Annotated in this window: 14 protein-coding genes; 12 read left to right on the top strand and 2 right to left on the bottom strand. The window is 42.2% G+C overall.

All coding sequences use genetic code 11. The features are described 5' to 3' along the window. Positions 1 to 322: 322 nt before the first annotated feature. A complete protein-coding gene (locus WKR92_RS14590; protein WP_375558576.1) occupies positions 323 to 643 on the bottom strand; it encodes a hypothetical protein in 321 nt (106 codons plus the stop codon). 70 nt (positions 644 to 713) lie between these two features. On the opposite strand from WKR92_RS14590, the gene WKR92_RS14585 reads away from it, so the two are divergent. After that, positions 714 to 1,004: a hypothetical protein gene (locus WKR92_RS14585; RefSeq protein WP_375558575.1), complete on the top strand. Its 291-nt coding sequence runs from the start codon at positions 714 to 716 to the stop codon at positions 1,002 to 1,004. A 69-nt stretch (positions 1,005 to 1,073) separates the two neighbouring features. Here the strand turns inward: WKR92_RS14585 and WKR92_RS14580 are convergent, their stop codons facing one another. Next, positions 1,074 to 1,598, bottom strand: coding sequence for a YciE/YciF ferroxidase family protein (locus WKR92_RS14580; protein WP_375558574.1), 525 nt, complete (start codon positions 1,596 to 1,598; stop codon positions 1,074 to 1,076). 80 nt (positions 1,599 to 1,678) lie between these two features. Here WKR92_RS14580 and WKR92_RS14575 point away from each other — a divergent pair, with 80 nt between their 5' ends. From WKR92_RS14575 to WKR92_RS14525, 11 genes are all read left to right on the top strand, one after another. Further along, positions 1,679 to 2,542 carry a carbohydrate kinase family protein gene (locus tag WKR92_RS14575; RefSeq protein WP_375558573.1) on the top strand — a complete coding sequence of 288 codons (864 nt, stop codon included), beginning with the start codon at positions 1,679 to 1,681 and terminating at the stop codon, positions 2,540 to 2,542. Between the two features lie 61 nt (positions 2,543 to 2,603). Continuing rightward, on the top strand, positions 2,604 to 3,635 hold the full coding sequence (locus tag WKR92_RS14570; protein ID WP_375558572.1) for a GntR family transcriptional regulator: 1,032 nt from the start codon (positions 2,604 to 2,606) through the stop codon (positions 3,633 to 3,635). A gap of 88 nt (positions 3,636 to 3,723) precedes the next feature. Beyond that, complete coding sequence (locus tag WKR92_RS14565) at positions 3,724 to 5,844, top strand: bifunctional aldolase/short-chain dehydrogenase (protein WP_375558571.1); 2,121 nt, start codon at positions 3,724 to 3,726, stop codon at positions 5,842 to 5,844. A gap of 23 nt (positions 5,845 to 5,867) precedes the next feature. Further along, on the top strand, positions 5,868 to 7,217 hold the full coding sequence (locus tag WKR92_RS14560) for an FGGY-family carbohydrate kinase (RefSeq protein WP_375558570.1): 1,350 nt from the start codon (positions 5,868 to 5,870) through the stop codon (positions 7,215 to 7,217). Positions 7,218 to 7,407: 190 nt separating this feature from the next. After that, a complete protein-coding gene (locus tag WKR92_RS14555; RefSeq protein ID WP_375558569.1) occupies positions 7,408 to 10,506 on the top strand; it encodes a SusC/RagA family TonB-linked outer membrane protein in 3,099 nt (1,032 codons plus the stop codon). Positions 10,507 to 10,526: 20 nt separating this feature from the next. Then, on the top strand, positions 10,527 to 12,008 hold the full coding sequence (locus WKR92_RS14550) for a RagB/SusD family nutrient uptake outer membrane protein (RefSeq protein WP_375558568.1): 1,482 nt from the start codon (positions 10,527 to 10,529) through the stop codon (positions 12,006 to 12,008). 58 nt (positions 12,009 to 12,066) lie between these two features. Beyond that, positions 12,067 to 14,748 carry a heme-binding protein gene (locus WKR92_RS14545; protein WP_375558567.1) on the top strand — a complete coding sequence of 894 codons (2,682 nt, stop codon included), beginning with the start codon at positions 12,067 to 12,069 and terminating at the stop codon, positions 14,746 to 14,748. Positions 14,749 to 14,770: 22 nt separating this feature from the next. Continuing rightward, entirely contained in the window at positions 14,771 to 15,571 is an 801-nt protein-coding gene (locus WKR92_RS14540; RefSeq protein ID WP_375558566.1) for a 3-keto-disaccharide hydrolase, read from the top strand. A gap of 105 nt (positions 15,572 to 15,676) precedes the next feature. Continuing rightward, entirely contained in the window at positions 15,677 to 16,732 is a 1,056-nt protein-coding gene (locus tag WKR92_RS14535; RefSeq protein ID WP_375558583.1) for an aldose 1-epimerase family protein, read from the top strand. A gap of 15 nt (positions 16,733 to 16,747) precedes the next feature. Next, positions 16,748 to 17,962, top strand: a complete 1,215-nt coding sequence (locus tag WKR92_RS14530; protein WP_375558565.1) for a hypothetical protein — start codon at positions 16,748 to 16,750, stop codon at positions 17,960 to 17,962. Between the two features lie 12 nt (positions 17,963 to 17,974). Further along, positions 17,975 to 19,006 (top strand): sugar phosphate isomerase/epimerase family protein, encoded by a 1,032-nt coding sequence (locus WKR92_RS14525; protein ID WP_375558564.1) that lies wholly within the window; start codon positions 17,975 to 17,977, stop codon positions 19,004 to 19,006. The last annotated feature ends 22 nt before the right edge of the window (positions 19,007 to 19,028 follow it).

The following is a 19,028-nucleotide window of genomic DNA, read 5'->3' as shown; positions in this document are numbered from 1 at the left end:
AATCGATTCTTTGAACAAAAGAAGAAAATTGTATAATCAACAAAAATTAATAAATTTATAACTTGAAACTCTCCTTAAGGTTTGAACCTAATATGTCTAATTTAGTTTGAAGACGTACAGTACCGATTCATACAAGGGCGCAACTTGTGCTATTTTCATGGTGTATTACTAAATCTTATTGTTCGATAAAAACAAGGCATCTTTTTCCTAATAACTTATTTATTATCACAAAGGTTTTAATAATATCTACCTGTTTAACGATTTCTGACGTTGTGTGAATGTTATTTAGATACTATAAGGTGGGAACTAACGATTTTGGGGTTTATTCTTTGCTGGGTGTATGAAGTTTAATTGAATCCTGGTATTCTTTGATTAAGATTTTCTGTTCTTCTTCGGTCAGTTCCTTGCTTGAAATAGATTTAAAAATTTCATTAAGATCTCGTTGCTCAACGGTAACTCCTTTAAGTTGTTCTGAAGATGCTGTAAGGGCGGGAAAAGTTGAAGAGTCTGGTACTTGTGTTACTGAATCAATCGTATTCAAATCAGCATCTTCCGATCGCTCATGTTGACTGTTGTTGTTACAGCTTATCATAAGAAACAAGGAAGTGCTTATGAGTATTCTGGTAAATAAAAACTTGATCATACTTAACAAAGGTAACATATTATTTATAGCTATTTTCTTCTTACTAATTTAAAATACTAAATTTGTTAGCATGAAGCATGATATATTTGAAGGTACAATTCAGCTGGATTACAATGGGAAGGTTCGAACCGTTCCTTACGAAATTGAAACCAGCCCAGGCTATGGCGGACTGCCATTTGCGGGCGTCACAGATGTAAACAATAAATATTACAGTTTTGTTCGCGACACAAATGGTAAATGGGATCCTCCAGGTGTAGGCCCTAAATGGCCTTCTGATTTTTTAGAGTTGCTTTATCATGCTCTGGAAATTGAATATCAATGCCTTCAATATAAGGATGGGTCTTGGAAGCGTATTGAATAGACAAGGGTACGAACGTTCAAATCGCTCGCACCCTTGCGACACTATACATATGAATTAATGGAATTCTTTTTAATTCGCTTTGTTGGTATTGGCTTCTTTCATGGCAATTTCAGTCAACAATACATCGGTCTTCTTTTCTTCGTTCAGAGTTTCAGATAAAAGTTTTTCTGCATCCGTATGTTTCATGAGTTTAGCATAGGTAACTAAGCAGCCGTAGCTGGCGATTTCATAATGTTCTACTTTCTGCGCGGCTGCAATAAGTGCTGCATCTAATATCTCTTTATTGTCTTCAAAGCTCTCGATAATTTCGTCTGCTTCTCCTAGAAGACCTTCCATTGCTTTACACTTCTTTCCGCGTGCTGTTAGGTCGATCGACTTAAACACATCTTTCAGTCGGTCGATATGCCCTTCGGTTTGTGAATGATGTTCTTTGAAAGCAGATTTCAATGAATCACTGACAGCTGAAGTGGACATTTTTTTCAAGCCTTTTAAAAGTTGACGCTCTGCGCCTAATATATCACGAAGTTCATCTACGAACAGTTCATGAAGTTGTGCATTGGGCATGTTGTTATTTGATTGCTTAGTAGTTGCCATAATAATAGTTTTTTTATTTGATCAATTTATTTATGGGGACTAACACGTCCTAGTTGAAAAAGGTTTTGTAATATTATAAAATGAATAAGGACGTTCTAAATGTGATTTGTTTCGGCGAAGTTCTCATGGATAATTTTCCAGAAGGAAGACGAATTGGTGGTGCTCCGTTAAATGTTTGTTATCACCTGAATAAAAATGGCATTCAGAGTCGCATCGTCAGTCAGGTCGGCAACGATGCTATTGGCGATGAACTCTTTAGCGGTATAGGTGATCTTGGTGTAGATACCGAATATATTAAGAAAACGGATCGGTTTAACACCTCGACCGTTGAGGTTCATATCGATACTGACGGTAAAGTGTCTTATGAGATTGTAGAGCCGGTTGCCTGGGATGGTTTGGAATATGATAGTGAGGCGGCATTGGCGGTGGAGAAGTCCACAGCCTTTGTTTTTGGAACTCTGGCGGCACGGAGTAAGGCAAGCCGTGGTACGCTTTTTAAATATCTAGATCGTGCGAATTGGTCGGTCTTCGATGTGAATATTCGTCCACCGTTTTATAGCCGAGAGTTGATATGGGAACTTATGGGTAAATGTCAGACGCTGAAGGTGAATGACGACGAGTTGAAAATTCTGGCAACGTGGTTGAGTGAAGTAAAACTGTCTATGATTGAGGCCTTGGATACTATACTAGATCGCTTTCCAAATATTCAGGAGATATTGCTGACGATGGGTGCGGAGGGAGCGGTTTATAGGAGTCGCAAGCAATTCATTTCTGTGCCTGCCAAACGTGTTGAAGTGAAAGATACAGTAGGAAGTGGCGATTCATTTTTAGCTGCTTTCTTGGCGAAAAAAATACAGGGTGCCACTATTCTTGTTGCACTAGAATATGCCGTTGAGGTCAGTGCTTATGTGGCAACACAGCAAGGTGCATGTCCTGATTATTGAGATCCGATTTGTAGAGGTAGTCGGTGATTTTTTTGTAGATTCAAAGAAATTATAAAAAACTATGATGCCTATACCTTTTTTTGATCATGTTTGGATCGATGAACAATCCGTTACACCTAAGTATATTCAACTCACTAGCTCTGTCTTAAAAGCAATCCAAGCGGGACATTTAAAGAAGAATGACATGCTCCCCTCTATCAACGAATTGAGTTATGTTCTTGAAATATCACGAGATACAGCCGAGAAAGGTTATAAACATTTAAAAAAACTGGGGGTTTTGGGTTCGGTTCCAGGCAAGGGTTACTATGTGTTGAATGCCGATTTTAAACAAAAGCTTCACGTGGTTCTGTTTTTTAATAAGTTAAGTGCACATAAAAAGATTATTTATGACGCCTTTATTGGGGCAATTGGTGATGGTGTGTCGGTCGACTTCTACATATACAACAACGATTTTAAACTTTTTAAGAAGTTGCTATTGAACCCGAAGCATGAATACACTCATTATGTAATTATCCCTCATTTTGTTGAAGGGGGCGATAATGCCGCTGAAATTATAAACTCAATTCCAAAGGAAAAACTGGTTCTACTCGATAAAAACATCAATGGTATTGAAGGGAAGTTTGCGGCAGTTTACGAGAACTTTTCGGACGATATTTACAACGCTTTGGAACAGGCCCGAGAACAATTGAGTAAGTATCATACCATCAAACTGATCTTTCCCGATAAAAGCTATTACCCGAAAGCTATTATTAAGGGTTTTTATCGTTTTTGTCAGCAGTATGCGTTTTCACATCTATTAGTGAGTGATATCTTAGATGAACCGATTAAGGCCGGTGAGGTTTATATCAACGTGATGGAGGAAGATCTGGTAAAGTTACTAGACCGTATTGTTTCATTAAAGCTGGAAATTGGCAAGGATGTGGGAGTAATTTCCTACAATGAAACATCTTTGAAAAAATTTATTATGAATGGTATTACGACGGTTTCAACCGATTTTAAACGGATGGGGATTGCAGCTGCACATCTGATCTTGGACAATTCTACGAGACACGAAGAGGTTCCATTCTATTTAAAGCTCCGATCATCTATTTGATCGCACGGGATGTTTTTCATAACAGCTCATGACAGTTGAATAATAGGCCTTTTTTATTATTGTAGGAAACTAATAAAGCCAACAGGATATGACAGATTCTAGATTAAGCACATTTAAGTACGTAAATTATCTTTGGGACAAGGAGCATGCTGAAAAATTAGTAGGTGATGAAGTAGGGTTGCTCCTATATCGTTCGAATCTTCTTGGCGCTGATTTGCGTCTCACTAACTATGGTGGGGGTAATACATCATGCAAAACAACGGAAACTGACCCACTTACAGGAAGCAATACCGAGGTTATGTGGATTAAAGGTTCTGGTGGTGATATTGGCTCTTTAAAGAAAAACGGCTTGGCGGCGCTTTATCTGGATAAACTTCATAATTTGAAGAACGTATATGGGGGTATTGAGAAGGAGGATGAAATGGTTGGCTTATTTAATCATTGCATCTTTGATCTGGATTCGAAAGCTCCATCAATTGATACGCCTTTACATGCGTTCTTGCCATTCAAGCATATTGATCATCTTCATCCCGATGCAGCCATTGCTATAGCGGCAGCGAAGGACGGAGAGCGGATAACCAAAGAGCTTTTTGATGGGGAAATCGGTTGGGTAGAATGGCAAAGACCAGGTTTTGACTTGGGTCTGAAGTTGGAAGATTGTTTGAATGAAAATCCGGATATTAAAGGAATTATGTTAGGCTCTCATGGTTTATTTACGTGGGGAGATACGGCTTACGACTGCTATGTTAATACGTTGAACGTAGTAGAGAAGTGCGCTGAATATATTGAAGAAAAGGTTAGCAAATCGAAGGTTTTCGGTGGAGCGAGACTGATGAGTTTAGATGAAACTGATAGGAAGAACCAAGCTGCACAAATTGCGCCGGTATTACGAGGTTTCTGTTCTTCTGAACGGCATATGGTTGGTCATTTTACAGATGATCAGCGAGTGCTGGACTTCGTCAATTCGAACCATTTAGAACGACTAGCGGCGATGGGAACTAGTTGCCCGGATCATTTTTTGCGGACTAAAATTAGTCCGCTTGTACTGGAATTGGAGCCTCATGTGGATTTAAATGACACAGCAGAGCTTGTGTCGAAACTGGAACCAGCTTTTGTTGCCTACCGTAAAATGTATGCGGAGTACTACGAGTCGTGTAAACATGCGAATTCACCGTCAATGAGAGATCCAAATCCGGTTATTATTTTATATCCCGGTGTTGGCTTATTTGCCTTCGCAAAAGATAAGCAGACCGCTAGGGTAGCAGCAGAATTTTATACGAATGCGATCAACGTGATGCGAGGAGCAGAAGCTATTTCTGAATACACTTCACTCAGCAGGCAGGAAGCATTTAATATTGAGTACTGGCTTTTAGAAGAAGCAAAGTTACAGAGGATGCCGAAAGCTAAACCGTTGTCGGGTAAGATTGCATTGATTACGGGTAGTGCAGGAGGGATTGGGAAGGCTATTTCTAAGAAATTCCTTGAAGAGGGAGCGGTGGTGATTATAAATGATATGGATGAAGGTCGATTGGATGAAACGGTTCGTCAATTTGACAAGTTATACGGAAAGGATCGTTTTACTTCGACCGTGCTGAACGTCACGAAAGATGAGGATATCAGAAATGCATTTAAGCAGGCAGGTATCTACTTCGGCGGTGTCGATATTGTGGTAAATTGTGCCGGTTTGTCGATTTCAAAACCGATTGAAGAGCATACAGATGAGGACTGGGATTTGCTTTATGATGTGCTGGTAAAAGGTCAATTTAAGGTCACCAAAGAAGCATTGAAGGTGCTCAGAAAGCAGGATTTGGGTGGCGATATTGTAAATATCGGCAGTAAAAATGCCCTGGTATCCGGACCTAATAATGCGGGGTACGGATCAGCGAAAGCTGCGCAACTGCATCTGAGCCGACTGAACGCGGCTGAACTCGGTAAGGATAGAATTCGCGTAAATGTAGTAAACCCAGACGCGGTTATTATTGATAGTAAGATCTGGGAGGGGGCTTGGGCGGAAGGCCGGGCAACTGCTTATGGAATTAAACCGGAAGAGCTTCCTGCTTTTTACGCGAAAAGAACGCTGCTGAACGAAACGATTTTGCCTGAAGATATAGCCAATGCGTGTTTTGTCTTTGTCGGCGGATTATTGAGCAAGTCGACCGGTAATATTCTGAATGTGGATGGTGGAGTAGCAATGGCATTTGTACGTTAAATAGTTAAGGCTCAAAAAAGAGTATGGAGAAAAACTCAGTTATTGCAGTTTTTGATGTTGGAAAAACTAATAAAAAGTTATTCCTTTTTGACCGGCATTATAAAATTGTGTACGAGAAATCTGCTCGTTTTCTAGAAACTACCGATGAGGACGGTTTCCCCTGTGAAAATCTGGATAGTTTGAGGCTTTCGGTCTTCGATTCGTTAGACGAAGTGTCGCGGAAGACAGACTTTGATATCAAGGCAATTAATTTTTCAACTTATGGAGCAAGTTTTGTGTATCTAGATGAAAAAGGAGACACCGTAACGCCTTTGTATAATTATTTGAAACCATACCCGGAAGATATTCAACGAGAATTTTATAGACGTTATGGCGGTGAGGAAAGATTCGCCAGTCAAACCGCGTCGCCCGTGTTAGGAAGTTTGAATGTGGGTATGCAGCTATATAGAATAAAAAGAGAGCAACCTGAACGGTTTAAAAGAATCAAAGCCGCATTGCACTTGCCGCAGTACATGAGTTATCTGATTTCAGGCCGACTGTATTCTGACATCACCAGTATTGGCTGTCATACGAATTTGTGGGATTTTGAAGCGAATGACTATCACCCCTGGGTGGAGAATGAAGGGATCCTAGATAAACTAGCCCCCATTGTACCGTCCGATATGGTATATTCATCACAATTGCCTGATATCACGGCCCTTGTAGGTGTTGGCTTACACGATAGTTCAGCATCTCTGATTCCCTATCTCGTCGGTTTTAACCAACCCTTTGTGTTGATTTCGACGGGCACATGGAGCATCAGTTTGAATCCTTTTAACACAACGAGGTTAACCGAACTTGAATTGAAATCGGATTGCTTATCCTATATTCAATATCAAGGAACACCAGTGAAAGCATCTCGCTTATTTGCTGGTCACGAACATGAGAAGCAAGTTGAACGGATTGCTAACTATTTTAATCAGGCCACATCGAAATATCGGAATATGATCTTCGATCCCAGTATCCTAAAATTGGATAATAGGAGGGAACTCAGAAAATCTTTTTCAGATCAGGAATTGGGCGTCTTTGCGTCCGACGTCGAAGCTTATCATTACCTCATATTGCATTTGGTGAATGAACAAAAGCGATCTACTGAGCTCATTATTAAAGGCTCTGATGTTAAACGAATTTTTGTCGATGGCGGATTTAGTAAGAACTCCATCTACATGAATCTCTTGGCTGCAGCTTTTCCGGATATCGAAGTTTTTGCGGCATCCATGGCGCAGGCTACTGCTATCGGTACGGCACTTTCTATTCATCATTCTTGGAATAGTGATCCGATACCCAATGATCTTATCGAGTTGAAATTTTACTCACCCTCCATCGTATTATAAATATTTTTTATTAACGCTACTTTTTGGCTACCTCTGGTGCTGATTGGGTGTGTTTGTTATTGACAATCAGTCTGTTGTTTGCTAAAGGACAATGCGGGATGATCTTCAGGACAGAGCGGGTTGCGATAGGTTACGACTTTGGTTAGGTTTACTTCTACTAATAATCAAGTTCAAAAAAACCTAATGAATTATGAAGCAATTCTATCGTGTTAGAAGGAAAGCTATACTGCTTTTGTGTGTGCTGATGGCGAGTATTAGCGTCTTTGCTCAGCAAGAGATTACCGTTACAGGTGTTGTCTCAGATGAGTCGGGTCCTCTTAGTAAGGTTTCAGTTATTGTCAAAGGTACAAATAATGGAACGGTAACGAACGAAACCGGAGCATATTCAATTGATGTAGCGCCGGGTACGACGCTCATATTCCGAAGTATTGGCTTTGAAGAACAAGAAATTCTTGTCGACAAAGGGGGCGTAACTGATGTATTATTACTGGCCGATTCCGAGGACTTAAGTGAGGTGGTGGTTGTGGGTTACGGTAGCCAGCAGCGTAGAGATGTGACCGGTTCGGTGGCACCTGTTGAAATGGCGAACATCAGAGATCAGTCGTTAACGAGTGTCGATCAGGCACTTTCGGGACAGATAGCGGGTGTCAATGTAAGGACTTCAAACGGTGTTCCGGGTGGGGGACCGAAGATTCAGGTGCGAGGTATTGGTGCTATAGGTGCGGGAAGTGAACCTTTATATGTAATTGACGGTTTTCCTGTTCCTTCTTCTTCGAGCCAACAGTCCAATCCGATGAGCGCGATAAATCCTCAGGATATTGAGTCTATGACGATATTGAAGGACGCGTCGGCGACTGCAATATACGGATCAAGAGGTGCCAATGGAGTGGTCATGATTACAACAAAAAAAGGCGTTAGCGGAAAGGCTACAGTCCACGTCTCGGCGAATACCGGTTTGCAAAGTGTTCCAGAAAAGGGTAGACCAGACTTAATGAACGGACAGGAGTTTGCGCAATGGCGAAAGGAGGCAATTTCTGATAAAATTCGTTTTGACGAAGGACGTGAACCTACTTTAGAGGATATACCGGAAGTTTATAGAAATCCAGAGTTAATAGGTGACGGCACAGACTGGTATGATGAGGTGACGCGAGTGGCTTCTATGTCGGATATAAATCTGAACGTGTCTGGTGGAAGCGAAAATATCAGAACCTATGTTTCAGCTGGTTATTTCAACCAAGAGGGTGTGATGCTGAATACAGGTTTTGAACGTTTTTCTCTAAGAGCAAACGTAAATGCCGATGTGGCTGAAAAATTAAATCTGGGATTTAATATTGCGCCCTCGTTGGCTTACACACGAGGAGGTGTAAGAGGACAGGGGCGTGATGAGGGTTTCGGTATTGCAAGTCCGATTCCTGCTGTTTATAATGAAGACGGAAGTTATAATGCCTACATCCAATCACCCGGTTCATTTGGGATCCCGAATCCGGTAATGGTCATGAATGAGACGACCAACAAGGCGAACAGGACTAAGATATTAATGAACACGTTTGCCGAATATGAGATAATCGATAATTTAAAATTCAAATCAACTTTTAATGTTGATTTTGAAGATACAAGCTCTGAATATTTTAGGCCTTCTACTTTGGGAAATCAAAATGCGGCACCACCTTCGGTACCTAGCGGAAGTTTTGGACGAGGCAAGTACTTGAACTGGTTGAATGAGAATACATTGAACTACGACTGGGCTTCTGACGAGCACTCTTTTTCCGGATTATTGGGTTTTACGGTTCAGTCGCAACGCTTTGAATCTGCTAACTTCAATGGCGAGCAGTTTCCGGATGATGATATTCATACCTTGAATGCTGCAGCGCGAATCACGGGTGGGACCGATAAGAGCGACTGGTCACTAATATCGTACCTAGCGAGAGCAAATTATTCGTACTTGAGCAGGTATTTGGTGACTGCGACAGTTAGAACGGATGGTTCTTCTCGCTTTGGATCAAACAATCGCTGGGGAACGTTTCCTTCTTTGGCTCTCGGTTGGGTGCTTTCAGAAGAGAATTTCTTGAAAGATACGGAATGGGTGAACGAACTGAAGTTGAGAGCATCCTATGGATTTACGGGTAATTTCAACATTGGGAACTATTCCTATATGAGTAACATTGGAACACGGGATTATGTGTTTAACGGAACACTGGCGAGCGGTCGGGTGATGAACACCTTGGGTAATCCAAATTTAGGCTGGGAGAAGATGCGTGAGTTGAATATTGGCTTTGATTTCTCTTTGCTAGGCAGTCGTTTGTTACTGAGTGCTGATTTCTATAATCGAAATACACAGGACCTATTGCTAAACGTGGAGATACCTCAATCGTCTGGTTTTGGTTCGGTCACCGAGAACCGTGGAGATGTGCGAAATAGAGGACTTGAGCTGGCAATCAGTTCGCAAAATGTGGTGACGGACGATTTTAACTGGAGTACGAACCTTAATATTTCGTTTAACAGGAATAAGGTTATTGCATTAGGTAGAAGTGACGATCCTATTTATTCTGGTGCAAGTAGTGAGGGCAACCCGACCAATATTACGCAAATCGGTAAACCTGTAGGTATGCTGTATGGCTATCTAGTTGAAGGTATTTATCAAAATGCGGCAGATCTGGAGAGATATCCTGCTTTTCCGGGCGCGATACCGGGGAATATGAGATTTAGGGATGTGAACCAAGATGGTGAAATTACCCCATTTCAAGATTTTACAATAATCGGTAATCCTTACCCGGACTTTACTTGGGGAGTGACCAATACATTAAACTATAAGCGCTTTGATCTACGGGTGTTGGTAGTTGGTTCCATGGGTGCAGAAATGATTAGGGCAACAAACTACTATACTTGGAATATCGATGGTGTATTTAATGTTCAAAAGAACGTGGCAAACCGTTGGCGTTCTGAAGAGCAGCCAGGTGATGGGATTGTACCGACAACCAACGGCACGGGCAGGGGACGTGTAATGTTTAGAGATACGCATAGTTATACGGTTGAAAAAACGGATTATGCTTGGATAAAAAATATAACCTTAGGCTATAATCTTCCGAACGAACTTAAGAGAGCTAAGGTCTTTGAAAACATGAGGGTGTATGCAACGGTTCAGAATGCTTTTTTATTCACCGACTACAGTGGTAATCCTGAAGGAACGAATTATAACAGGCCGGATACGGGTGCATTGGTGCCCGGAGTTGATTACTCGAATTATCCTGTGCCGAGAATTATTACGATCGGGACCAACTTTAGTTTTTAAACCATTTAAATCAATTCAAAATGAAAGTTAGAATTTACATATTGGTGTGCTTAGTTGTGGGGCTGGCTGGCTGCAAAAAGCTTTTGGATGTGAAGCCGCATTCCTTTTCAAGTGATGCTAATTATTATGAAAACGGAAGCCAAATTTTACGCGCGGTAAATGGTGCTTATGGATCCTTGCAGGAGTTATACACGAACGATTTTTGGGCGCTGACCGAGATGAGATCTGATAATACCAATTATCAATTTGATGAGAGTGACCGCGGAGCGCAACAACGCGAAGAAATTGATGAATTCTTGATTACCTCTACAAATAACTATGTGAATACAATATGGCAGTTGCTATACCGTAATATTCAGCAAACAAACGTTATTGTTGATCGGGCGGATGTAGTAGAGTTCTCAGACGAAGGGCTCAAAAATCGGTATTTGGGTGAGGCAAAATTCTTAAGGGCTTTGCAGTATTTTCATTTAGTGCGACTGTTTGGAGAGGTTCCTTTGGTGGTCCATGAGATTTCTGACCCTGAAGCGGCATTTAGTGAGGGACGGGCAAGCGTCGATGAGGTCTATGCACAGATTATAGCGGATGCGACATTTGCCTCTGATAATCTTCCTGAAGCGTATGAAGACAACGAAATTGGTCGCGCAACAAAAGGTGCAGCTCTTACCTTGTTGGGCGAGGTTTACTTGACGAGGAAGGATTATCAGTCTGCAGTATCAGCCTTAAATCAGGTTGCTTCTATGAACTATTCGCTTGTGCCTGACTATGGAGACAATTTCGATCCGGCTACAAAGAATAATTCAGAGTCTGTATTTGCTATACAATATGATGCCGCACTACAATCTGAAGCAAGTAATTTTATCTTTATGTTCGGTCCTCGAAACGCTAAGGTTCAGCTGACCGGCTATAATGGTAATTTGGGTGGTAGTAATATCCCAACTCCAAGTATGGTAGATGCCTACGAAGAAGGTGATCTTCGGAAGGATGAGTCGATCGCTATGTTTACCGACCCCTCCAACAGTTCCTTTGAGGAAGCTGAAGCCTTTGACGGCAGTATTCCTTTTATAAAGAAGTTCTATCACCCTCCCTTTTTAGAGGACGGCAGGGCAAATGAAAATTGGCCAGTTTACCGCTATTCGCATGTCTTGTTAATGCTTGCAGAGGCATCAAATGAACTGGGTGTGGGTGATCCGCACACGTACCTTAACCAAGTGAGAGAACGCGCGAGCCTTGATCCGCTATCCGGATTGTCCAAAGATCTATTCAGGGATGCCGTGCATCATGAACAACGTGTGGAGCTAGCATTTGAAAATCACCGTTGGTTTCAACTGTTACGTAGTGGTGAGGCAATTGAAGTAATGACCGAGCATGGCAACGAAGAGAAAGGTCGGCTTTCTCGCTTGAGTGATGCCTCTTATAATATCCAAGCATTTAAATTGCTTTTCCCGATACCGGAACGCGAGGTTCGTTTAAATGGATTTGAACAAACACAGGGATGGTAATTAACTAATTGATCTAATTGACACAAACAGATAACCTAAACTTTTCTAAATTATTTTTATGCACGTACAAGCTAAATTCATTGCCATTTTAACTACAATCTCTTTTATTTTAACATTGGGAGCTTGTCAAGAGAAGACTGAACCAGAAGAACCTGTTGACCCCGAGGTGGAGAAATTTATACTGCCTTCTGATTTTGTAATTGAACACCTTTACAGTCCGTCGGAAAGCGAAGATGGGTCTTGGGTTTCGATGACTTTTGACGATCAAGGAAGAATGATAGCCTCCGATCAGTTCGGTGCACTCTATCGCTTAACAATACCGGAGATCGGTAATGATAGTATTCCTATTCAAGTAGATAGCCTTCGTTTCCCATTAAAAGATAAGCAGTCGAAGGATTCTCTAGAAAAAAAGGTAGGGATGGGTTATGCCCAAGGATTATTGTGGGCGCATAACAGTTTGTACGTAATGGTCAATCATCGAGGAGATGATGTGTTTAAGAAAGGGAGTGGGCTGTATAGACTTCAGGATACCGACCATGACGATGAGTTTGATAAAATCACGCAGCTGATTGCCTTAGATGGTAGTGGGGAACATGGTCCGCATAGTATTATCCTAGGCCCGGATAATGAATCGCTCTATCTGGTAGCGGGAAATCATACCGATATTCCGGAAATGGATCGTTATCGCTTACCAAGAAGTTGGCAGGAAGACAATGTGTTTCAGCTGATTAAAGATCCGCAGGGTCATGCAACGGATCGGATGGCACCAGGTGGATGGATTGCAAAGACTGATTCAGTAGGATCCGAATGGGAGCTCTATGCGGCAGGTTTTCGAAATACTTTTGATATAGCTTTTAATCCGAGTGGTGAGTTATTTGCATACGATTCGGATATGGAATGGGATTTCGGAATGCCTTGGTATCGTCCGACGAGAATCTTACATGTGACGAGTGGAGCAGAGTTTGGCTGGAGAACAGGTTCTGGAAAGTGGTCAGCTGCTTATCCTGATAATCTACCGGCGATGATCAATGTGGGACAAGGTTCGCCGACCAATCTTATCTACGCTGGCAAAGCTAACTTTCCGGAGGAATATCGAAAGAGCCTACTGGCATTCGACTGGAGTTTTGGAATTATCTATTCCATACAAACGGAACATGATGGTGCAACGTATGAAGGAAAAGCAGAAGAGTTTATTTCTGGATCACCGCTGCCTCTTACTGATGGGGTGATTGGGCCAGATGGAGCACTATACTTTTTGACAGGTGGAAGGGAGCTCGAATCTGATCTATACAGGGTTTATCATAAAGATCATAATGAGATTGCCAGCGAAGTAAAGGACGATCGAGATGTTGGTCTTAATGCTTATCAGCGAGTTAGACGAAAGCTTGAAGAGTACCATGTTGGTTCTCATCCGGAAGCGGTAGACGCCGTTTGGCCGTATTTGCGTAACAAAGATCGCCATATTCGCTATGCGGCTAGAATTGCGCTAGAACATCAGCCGGTTGACACATGGAAAGAGCGCGCTTTTAAAGAACGTAGTGTGCAAGCGGTTATTCAGTCGATGGTGGCGATGGCGCGAAGCGGCGACTCAGCACTTCGATCATCGATCCTTAATAAATTGATGACCATCGATCTTGCCAGTCAAGACGAAGAAAAACAGATAGATGTTTTACGAGCCGTTGAATTGGTTCTTTATCGAATGGGGAACCCTGAACAAACAACAACAAGTAACCTCATTAGTTATTTAAATGAAATATACCCGGCGGAGACGAATTCACTAAATAGGAGCTTGAGTAAGTTATTGGTACACGTGGGGGATAGCGCTGCGGTCGATAAAACCTTGGTTTTACTAGAACATGCTGAAGATGACTCGACCTACCAGGCGACTGTTACACAGTCGTCCGACCTTATTCTGCGAAATCCTCAATATGGCTTAGACATAGCTAATATGCTCGCAAAAACGCCACCGGCTCAACAAATCTATTTTGCTACGGTGTTAAGTAAAGCTAATGCAGGATGGAATGAAGAGAATCGGGAAAAATATTTTAAATGGTTTTACGATGCGTTCGGATATAAGGGAGGAAACAGCTATATTGGTTATGTTAACCGAGCCAGACAAGAGGCTCTTAAGCTTGTTCCTGAATCAAAATTTGCTTACTTTAATGAATTGTCCGGCGACTCACTAGTAAATCAAGCAGGAACTTCGCTCTATAGTTCTGAAGAGGGGCCTAAGGGACCAGGACGGGGATGGGAGATGGAGGAAGCTGTAGAGATAGTAGAAGCAGATTCTGGTGAAAGAGACTACGAGCAGGGAATGATGTTGTTTTCAGCCATTCGTTGTAAGTCTTGTCATTCCATGAAAGGTGAAGGAGGTTCCATTGGTCCGGATTTAACACAGTTGGGTACTAGGTTTTCAGCTAAAGATATGTTGGAAGCGATTATCGAACCTAATGAAGTAATATCTGACCAATATGCGTCAAAAGTTTTTTCTCTTAAGGATGGAACTTCTATCTTAGGGAAACTAATGGATGAAGACGAGAACGTTTATACAATATCTCAAAATCCTTATGCACCACAGGTGTTGAAAGAAATAGCGAAAGAAGATGTGGTCGATGTGAAAATGGCTAAGGTGTCTGTTATGCCGCCCGGAACTATTAATGTTCTGAATGAAAATGAATTAAAAGACTTGATTGCTTACTTGATGGCTGGTGGCGACGAAGAGCATGAAGTCTATAAGTAAATACCGTTTATCCTAATACATTATGACTAATTTAAAAAGTACCTTTTTTTTTCGACGTTGGTGGCTCCGGCTACTTCATGTTAGTTTCATTTTTGTGCTCGTGAGCTGTAACACGCATTCGAACGGACAAGAGGAAAAAAATAAAGAAGACGGAGTTGATAGCAGTGGCTTTGTTGATCTGTTTGAGGGAGGGACCTTAGATAATTGGGAGGGGGATCCGGCCTACTGGCGGATTGAAAATGGAGTGCTTATTGGTGTAACCACCGCTTCTACACCACCTTTAGAAAATAATACATTCCTTACTTGGAAAGGTGGGGAGTTAGGTAACTTCGAGCTGAAGGCGGAGTTTAGGATTACGGAAAAAGGTAATAGTGGAATCAACTACCGGAGTGAAACCGTTACGGATGTTCCTTTTGCACTTAAGGGCTATCAGGCTGATATCGACGGGATGAATAATTACACGGGGCAGAACTATGAGGAACGAAAAAGAACGACCTTAGCTTATCGTGGAGAACAGGCCGTCATTGAACCGTCAGAAGATGCAACAGTTGAAAATAATGCATGGACGGCTCGACGCATTGAATCTTCTTTGGGTTCTTCCGATTCCCTTAAAACGCTAATTAACTCTGAAGATTGGAATGAGATTCACATCATTGCTAACGGCAATCGCCTACAGCATTATATAAATGGCGTATTGATGAGTGACGTTACGGATAAGGATGAGAAAAACTTCATGGCCAGCGGCTTATTGGGCATACAAATCCACGTGGGTCCTCCGATGAAAGTAGAATACCGCAGCTTCCGAGTGAAGCAAGTTGACTAAACCGTCTTGCCTAACGGATGGGTGCAGGACACCGCATGACGGTCAATTTCAAATAGAAATTTATATTGTCATACCAAATGGGAATTATGAAGAAAGGAGCGAAGCATTCTGGAAAATAGAAACTGGCATTCCAAGATATCTAACCCTGCTCAAGTAGGTGGGATTGAAACTTCTGTTCTTGATAATGGAAACGGAAGAGGTAGTCGGATTGCGTGGGTTAATACCGGTTCTGGACTGCGATATAAAGTTGTCATCGACCGTGCCATGGATATTGCAGATGCGTTTTACAACCAGAATAGCCTGGCTTGGCTGAGCCACCTCGGTGTTCAGCGAGCGAACGCTACGAAGGGAACCGATTGGCTGAATAGTTTCGGCGGTGGTTTACTTACAACCTGTGGGTTGGATCATATCGGAGGACCGGAGTCGGACGAATATGGAGACAGAGGGCTTCATGGTTCGATTAGTTCAATGCCAGCAGAAATTGAGTCGATAATTCAACCAGATCCGAAGAAAGGACTATTGGATATGCGGATTGTCGGCCGAATGAAACAGACTCAGGCTTTAGGGCAACAATATGAGCTGAAACGTACCATTTCGGGAACACTTGGACAACCGGTGATCCATATTCATGACGAGGTGACTAACGTAGGAAATAGTCCTGCTCCACACATGTTGCTTTATCACTTTAATTTTGGATGGCCCTTGGTAGACAGAGGTGCGAATATTTTATGGGAAGGCTCTTGGAAACCTAGAGAAAAGGCTGGAGCCGCTAAGATATTTAAGATGGGAAATGACTTTCGCAAATGTCCAGATCCTATGGATGACCATCGCGCTGGAGGTGAGGAGGCCGTTTTTATTGATATTGAAGCGGATGCATCCGGACAATGTGTATGTGGAATTGCGAATCCAAATTTAGGTATTGCAGCTTTATTACGATTCGAAAAAAATCAGTTACCCTGGTTAACGAATTGGCAACACTGGGGGCCTGGGGAATATGTGACCGGACTTGAGCCAGGTACGAATGTGCCGAAGGGACAAGCTGCTGCACGTAAAGATAATACACTGATATTTCTAAATCCAGGAGAAAAAAGAATGTACCACTTAGAACTTGAGGTATTGACCGACCTGCATGAAATGGAAACACTAATAAACAAAAATTAACCTATAGAGAAAATTATGAATAGTTTTGAGATTGCCAATAAGGCGCTAGAGCAAGGAGAAGGGATATTAAGACTAACTCCCACTTGGGTGCCGCGATCTTTTTGTGTGCCCGGAAGGAGAATCAAACTCCATCCGGATGATTATTACGTACTAGGTGGTGAACGTGGGGGGATCGATGAGCGATGGCTCTCATCGACAACCCCCGCTAAGAATGGGCCGCTGACTGGAGAACATGAGGGTTTGAGTGCAATAGCCTATTCAGATGGATCAAAGACTGAGCAGATTTTATTAAAGGACGCAGTTACCGAACTGAAGGGTCAATTAATAGGAGATCGACTGTGGAATGAATATGAAAGTTGGCCAATGTATTCAAAATTCTTTGACAATATGGGGCCGCTCCCGCATCATATCCACCATAACGACGAGAAGGCTGCACTGATAGGGCAATTAGGGAAACCAGAAGCCTATTATTTTCCACCACAACTGAATAATCATGGTGGCGATTTTCCGTATACGTTTATGGGCATTTCACCTGGAACAAGCAAAGAGCAGATCAAAGAGTGCCTTGTGAACTTTACAAAAGGGGATAACAAAATAACGAGTTACTCTCAGGCATATCAACTTGATCCCGGTACCGGATGGGACGTGCCACCGGGATTGCTACACGCGCCAGGAAGTATGTGTACATACGAGCCACAAAAGGCTTCCGATGTTTTTGCAATGTATCAATCCTTAGTGAATGAAGCGATTATCCCTGAAGACCTTTTATGGAATGGAACGCCTGCAAAAGACAGGGGAAATTTTGATGCGCTTGTTGATGTGATCGATTGGGAGCTCAATGTAGATCCAAATATGATGCAGAATCGCTTTATGGCGCCTAAGCCGGTTAAACCGATGGATGAGATGCAAAGCGAAGGCTATATTGAAAATTGGATTTGCTATAAATCGTCTGCATTTAGTGCGAAGGAGTTAACGGTTCTCCCTGGAGCTACGGTAACCATTAAAGATAGCGCTGCGTATGGAATGATTATGATGCAGGGTCACGGAAAAATGGGAGTGTGGAATGTTGAAACTCCTGCATTAATTCGATATGGACAACTAACGAATGATGAATTCTTCGTGAGTGAGCAGGCAGCTAGAAACGGCGTTCAAATCACAAACCTGTCTGCATACGACCCGATTGTCATGCTAAAGCATTTTGGACCCGATAATCCAGATTTAGAACTATAAAAATTTAACAAGATGAATGACTTTAATTACCCCAAATTACACAACGCTACTTGGCCAGGTATCGTGGGAAAAGGCCCGGATTCAGAGCCTGTTATTTCTTTTGATACGATGCTTGAGAAGACGGCAGCTGCCGAGTTTGAAGGAATAAAGTTCGATGGTGTCGATATTGGACTCTTTGATCCGCATATTGATCTGGATATGAGCGATGATGGCATTAAACGCCTAGCTGATAAGATAGCTGGATTGAATCTTAAAATAGGAACATTGGTTGCCCCGATTTGGTCGGGATCGGCTATGGGGACAAAGGAGAGTCGATTGGTATTTATTGATGCAGTACGTAAATCTACTGAGTTTGGCCAAAAACTTCGTGAACTGGGTGTCCGATCGAATGCAGTTGTCCGTATTGATTCAGCAAGTAATCTAGACGAGTGGGCGAAGGATCCTGTTAATAATTCAAAGTCAATTGTCCAAACCTTTAAGGAAGCTTGTGATGTTGCTGCCGATTTTGATGAAAGCTTAGCTGCCGAGGGGGAAATTTGTTGGGGAGGTATGCATAGTTGGAAGGCTATGATTGAAACACTAGAAGCAGTAGATCGACCGAATATGGGTTTCCAAGCAGATATGGCTCATACCTTGTTGTATTTACTAGGCTATAATAGCCCAGAAGATAGAATATTACCGGACGACTTTAACTGGGACGACCGATCGGCTTTGGACGAAGGATTGAAAAAACTCACGAAAGAACTGCGTCCGTGGACCATAGATTTTCATATCGCACAAAATGATGGGACTGTGTTTGGGTCTGGATCGCATGATAAAACCGGGCGCCACTGTTTAGCGGATGACCCAAAGGGGAAACTGGATATCGTAAACGATGCAGCTTATTGGCTTCGAGACGAAAATGGAAACCTGACGAAAGCATTTAAGCATATTTGCTGGGATGGATGCATGTTCCCGAACGAAGTTATGGAGGAACAAAAAACGTGGAACAATATTCTTGAAAAGATGGTTAAAGTGCGCCGCGCTCACGGATGGAACGAATAAAATTTCTAACGATAAACTCTAA

The organism is Albibacterium profundi (assembly GCF_042159835.1).
GTDB classification, from domain to species: domain Bacteria; phylum Bacteroidota; class Bacteroidia; order Sphingobacteriales; family Sphingobacteriaceae; genus Albibacterium; species Albibacterium profundi.
Note: the sequence above shows the minus strand (reverse complement) of the source record. Positions and strands in the feature narration are given on the sequence as shown.

Bases quoted from the DNA above. Each gene is read 5' to 3' on its own strand.
- WKR92_RS14590 (WP_375558576.1), bottom strand. From the start codon at position 643: ATGATCAAGTTTTTATTTACCAGAATACTCATAAGCACTTCCTTGTTT.
- WKR92_RS14585 (WP_375558575.1), top strand. From the start codon at position 714: ATGAAGCATGATATATTTGAAGGTACAATTCAGCTGGATTACAATGGG.
- WKR92_RS14580 (WP_375558574.1), bottom strand. From the start codon at position 1,598: ATGGCAACTACTAAGCAATCAAATAACAACATGCCCAATGCACAACTT.
- WKR92_RS14575 (WP_375558573.1), top strand. From the start codon at position 1,679: ATGAATAAGGACGTTCTAAATGTGATTTGTTTCGGCGAAGTTCTCATG.
- WKR92_RS14570 (WP_375558572.1), top strand. From the start codon at position 2,604: ATGATGCCTATACCTTTTTTTGATCATGTTTGGATCGATGAACAATCC.
- WKR92_RS14565 (WP_375558571.1), top strand. From the start codon at position 3,724: ATGACAGATTCTAGATTAAGCACATTTAAGTACGTAAATTATCTTTGG.
- WKR92_RS14560 (WP_375558570.1), top strand. From the start codon at position 5,868: ATGGAGAAAAACTCAGTTATTGCAGTTTTTGATGTTGGAAAAACTAAT.
- WKR92_RS14555 (WP_375558569.1), top strand. From the start codon at position 7,408: ATGAAGCAATTCTATCGTGTTAGAAGGAAAGCTATACTGCTTTTGTGT.
- WKR92_RS14550 (WP_375558568.1), top strand. From the start codon at position 10,527: ATGAAAGTTAGAATTTACATATTGGTGTGCTTAGTTGTGGGGCTGGCT.
- WKR92_RS14545 (WP_375558567.1), top strand. From the start codon at position 12,067: ATGCACGTACAAGCTAAATTCATTGCCATTTTAACTACAATCTCTTTT.
- WKR92_RS14540 (WP_375558566.1), top strand. From the start codon at position 14,771: ATGACTAATTTAAAAAGTACCTTTTTTTTTCGACGTTGGTGGCTCCGG.
- WKR92_RS14530 (WP_375558565.1), top strand. From the start codon at position 16,748: ATGAATAGTTTTGAGATTGCCAATAAGGCGCTAGAGCAAGGAGAAGGG.
- WKR92_RS14525 (WP_375558564.1), top strand. From the start codon at position 17,975: ATGAATGACTTTAATTACCCCAAATTACACAACGCTACTTGGCCAGGT.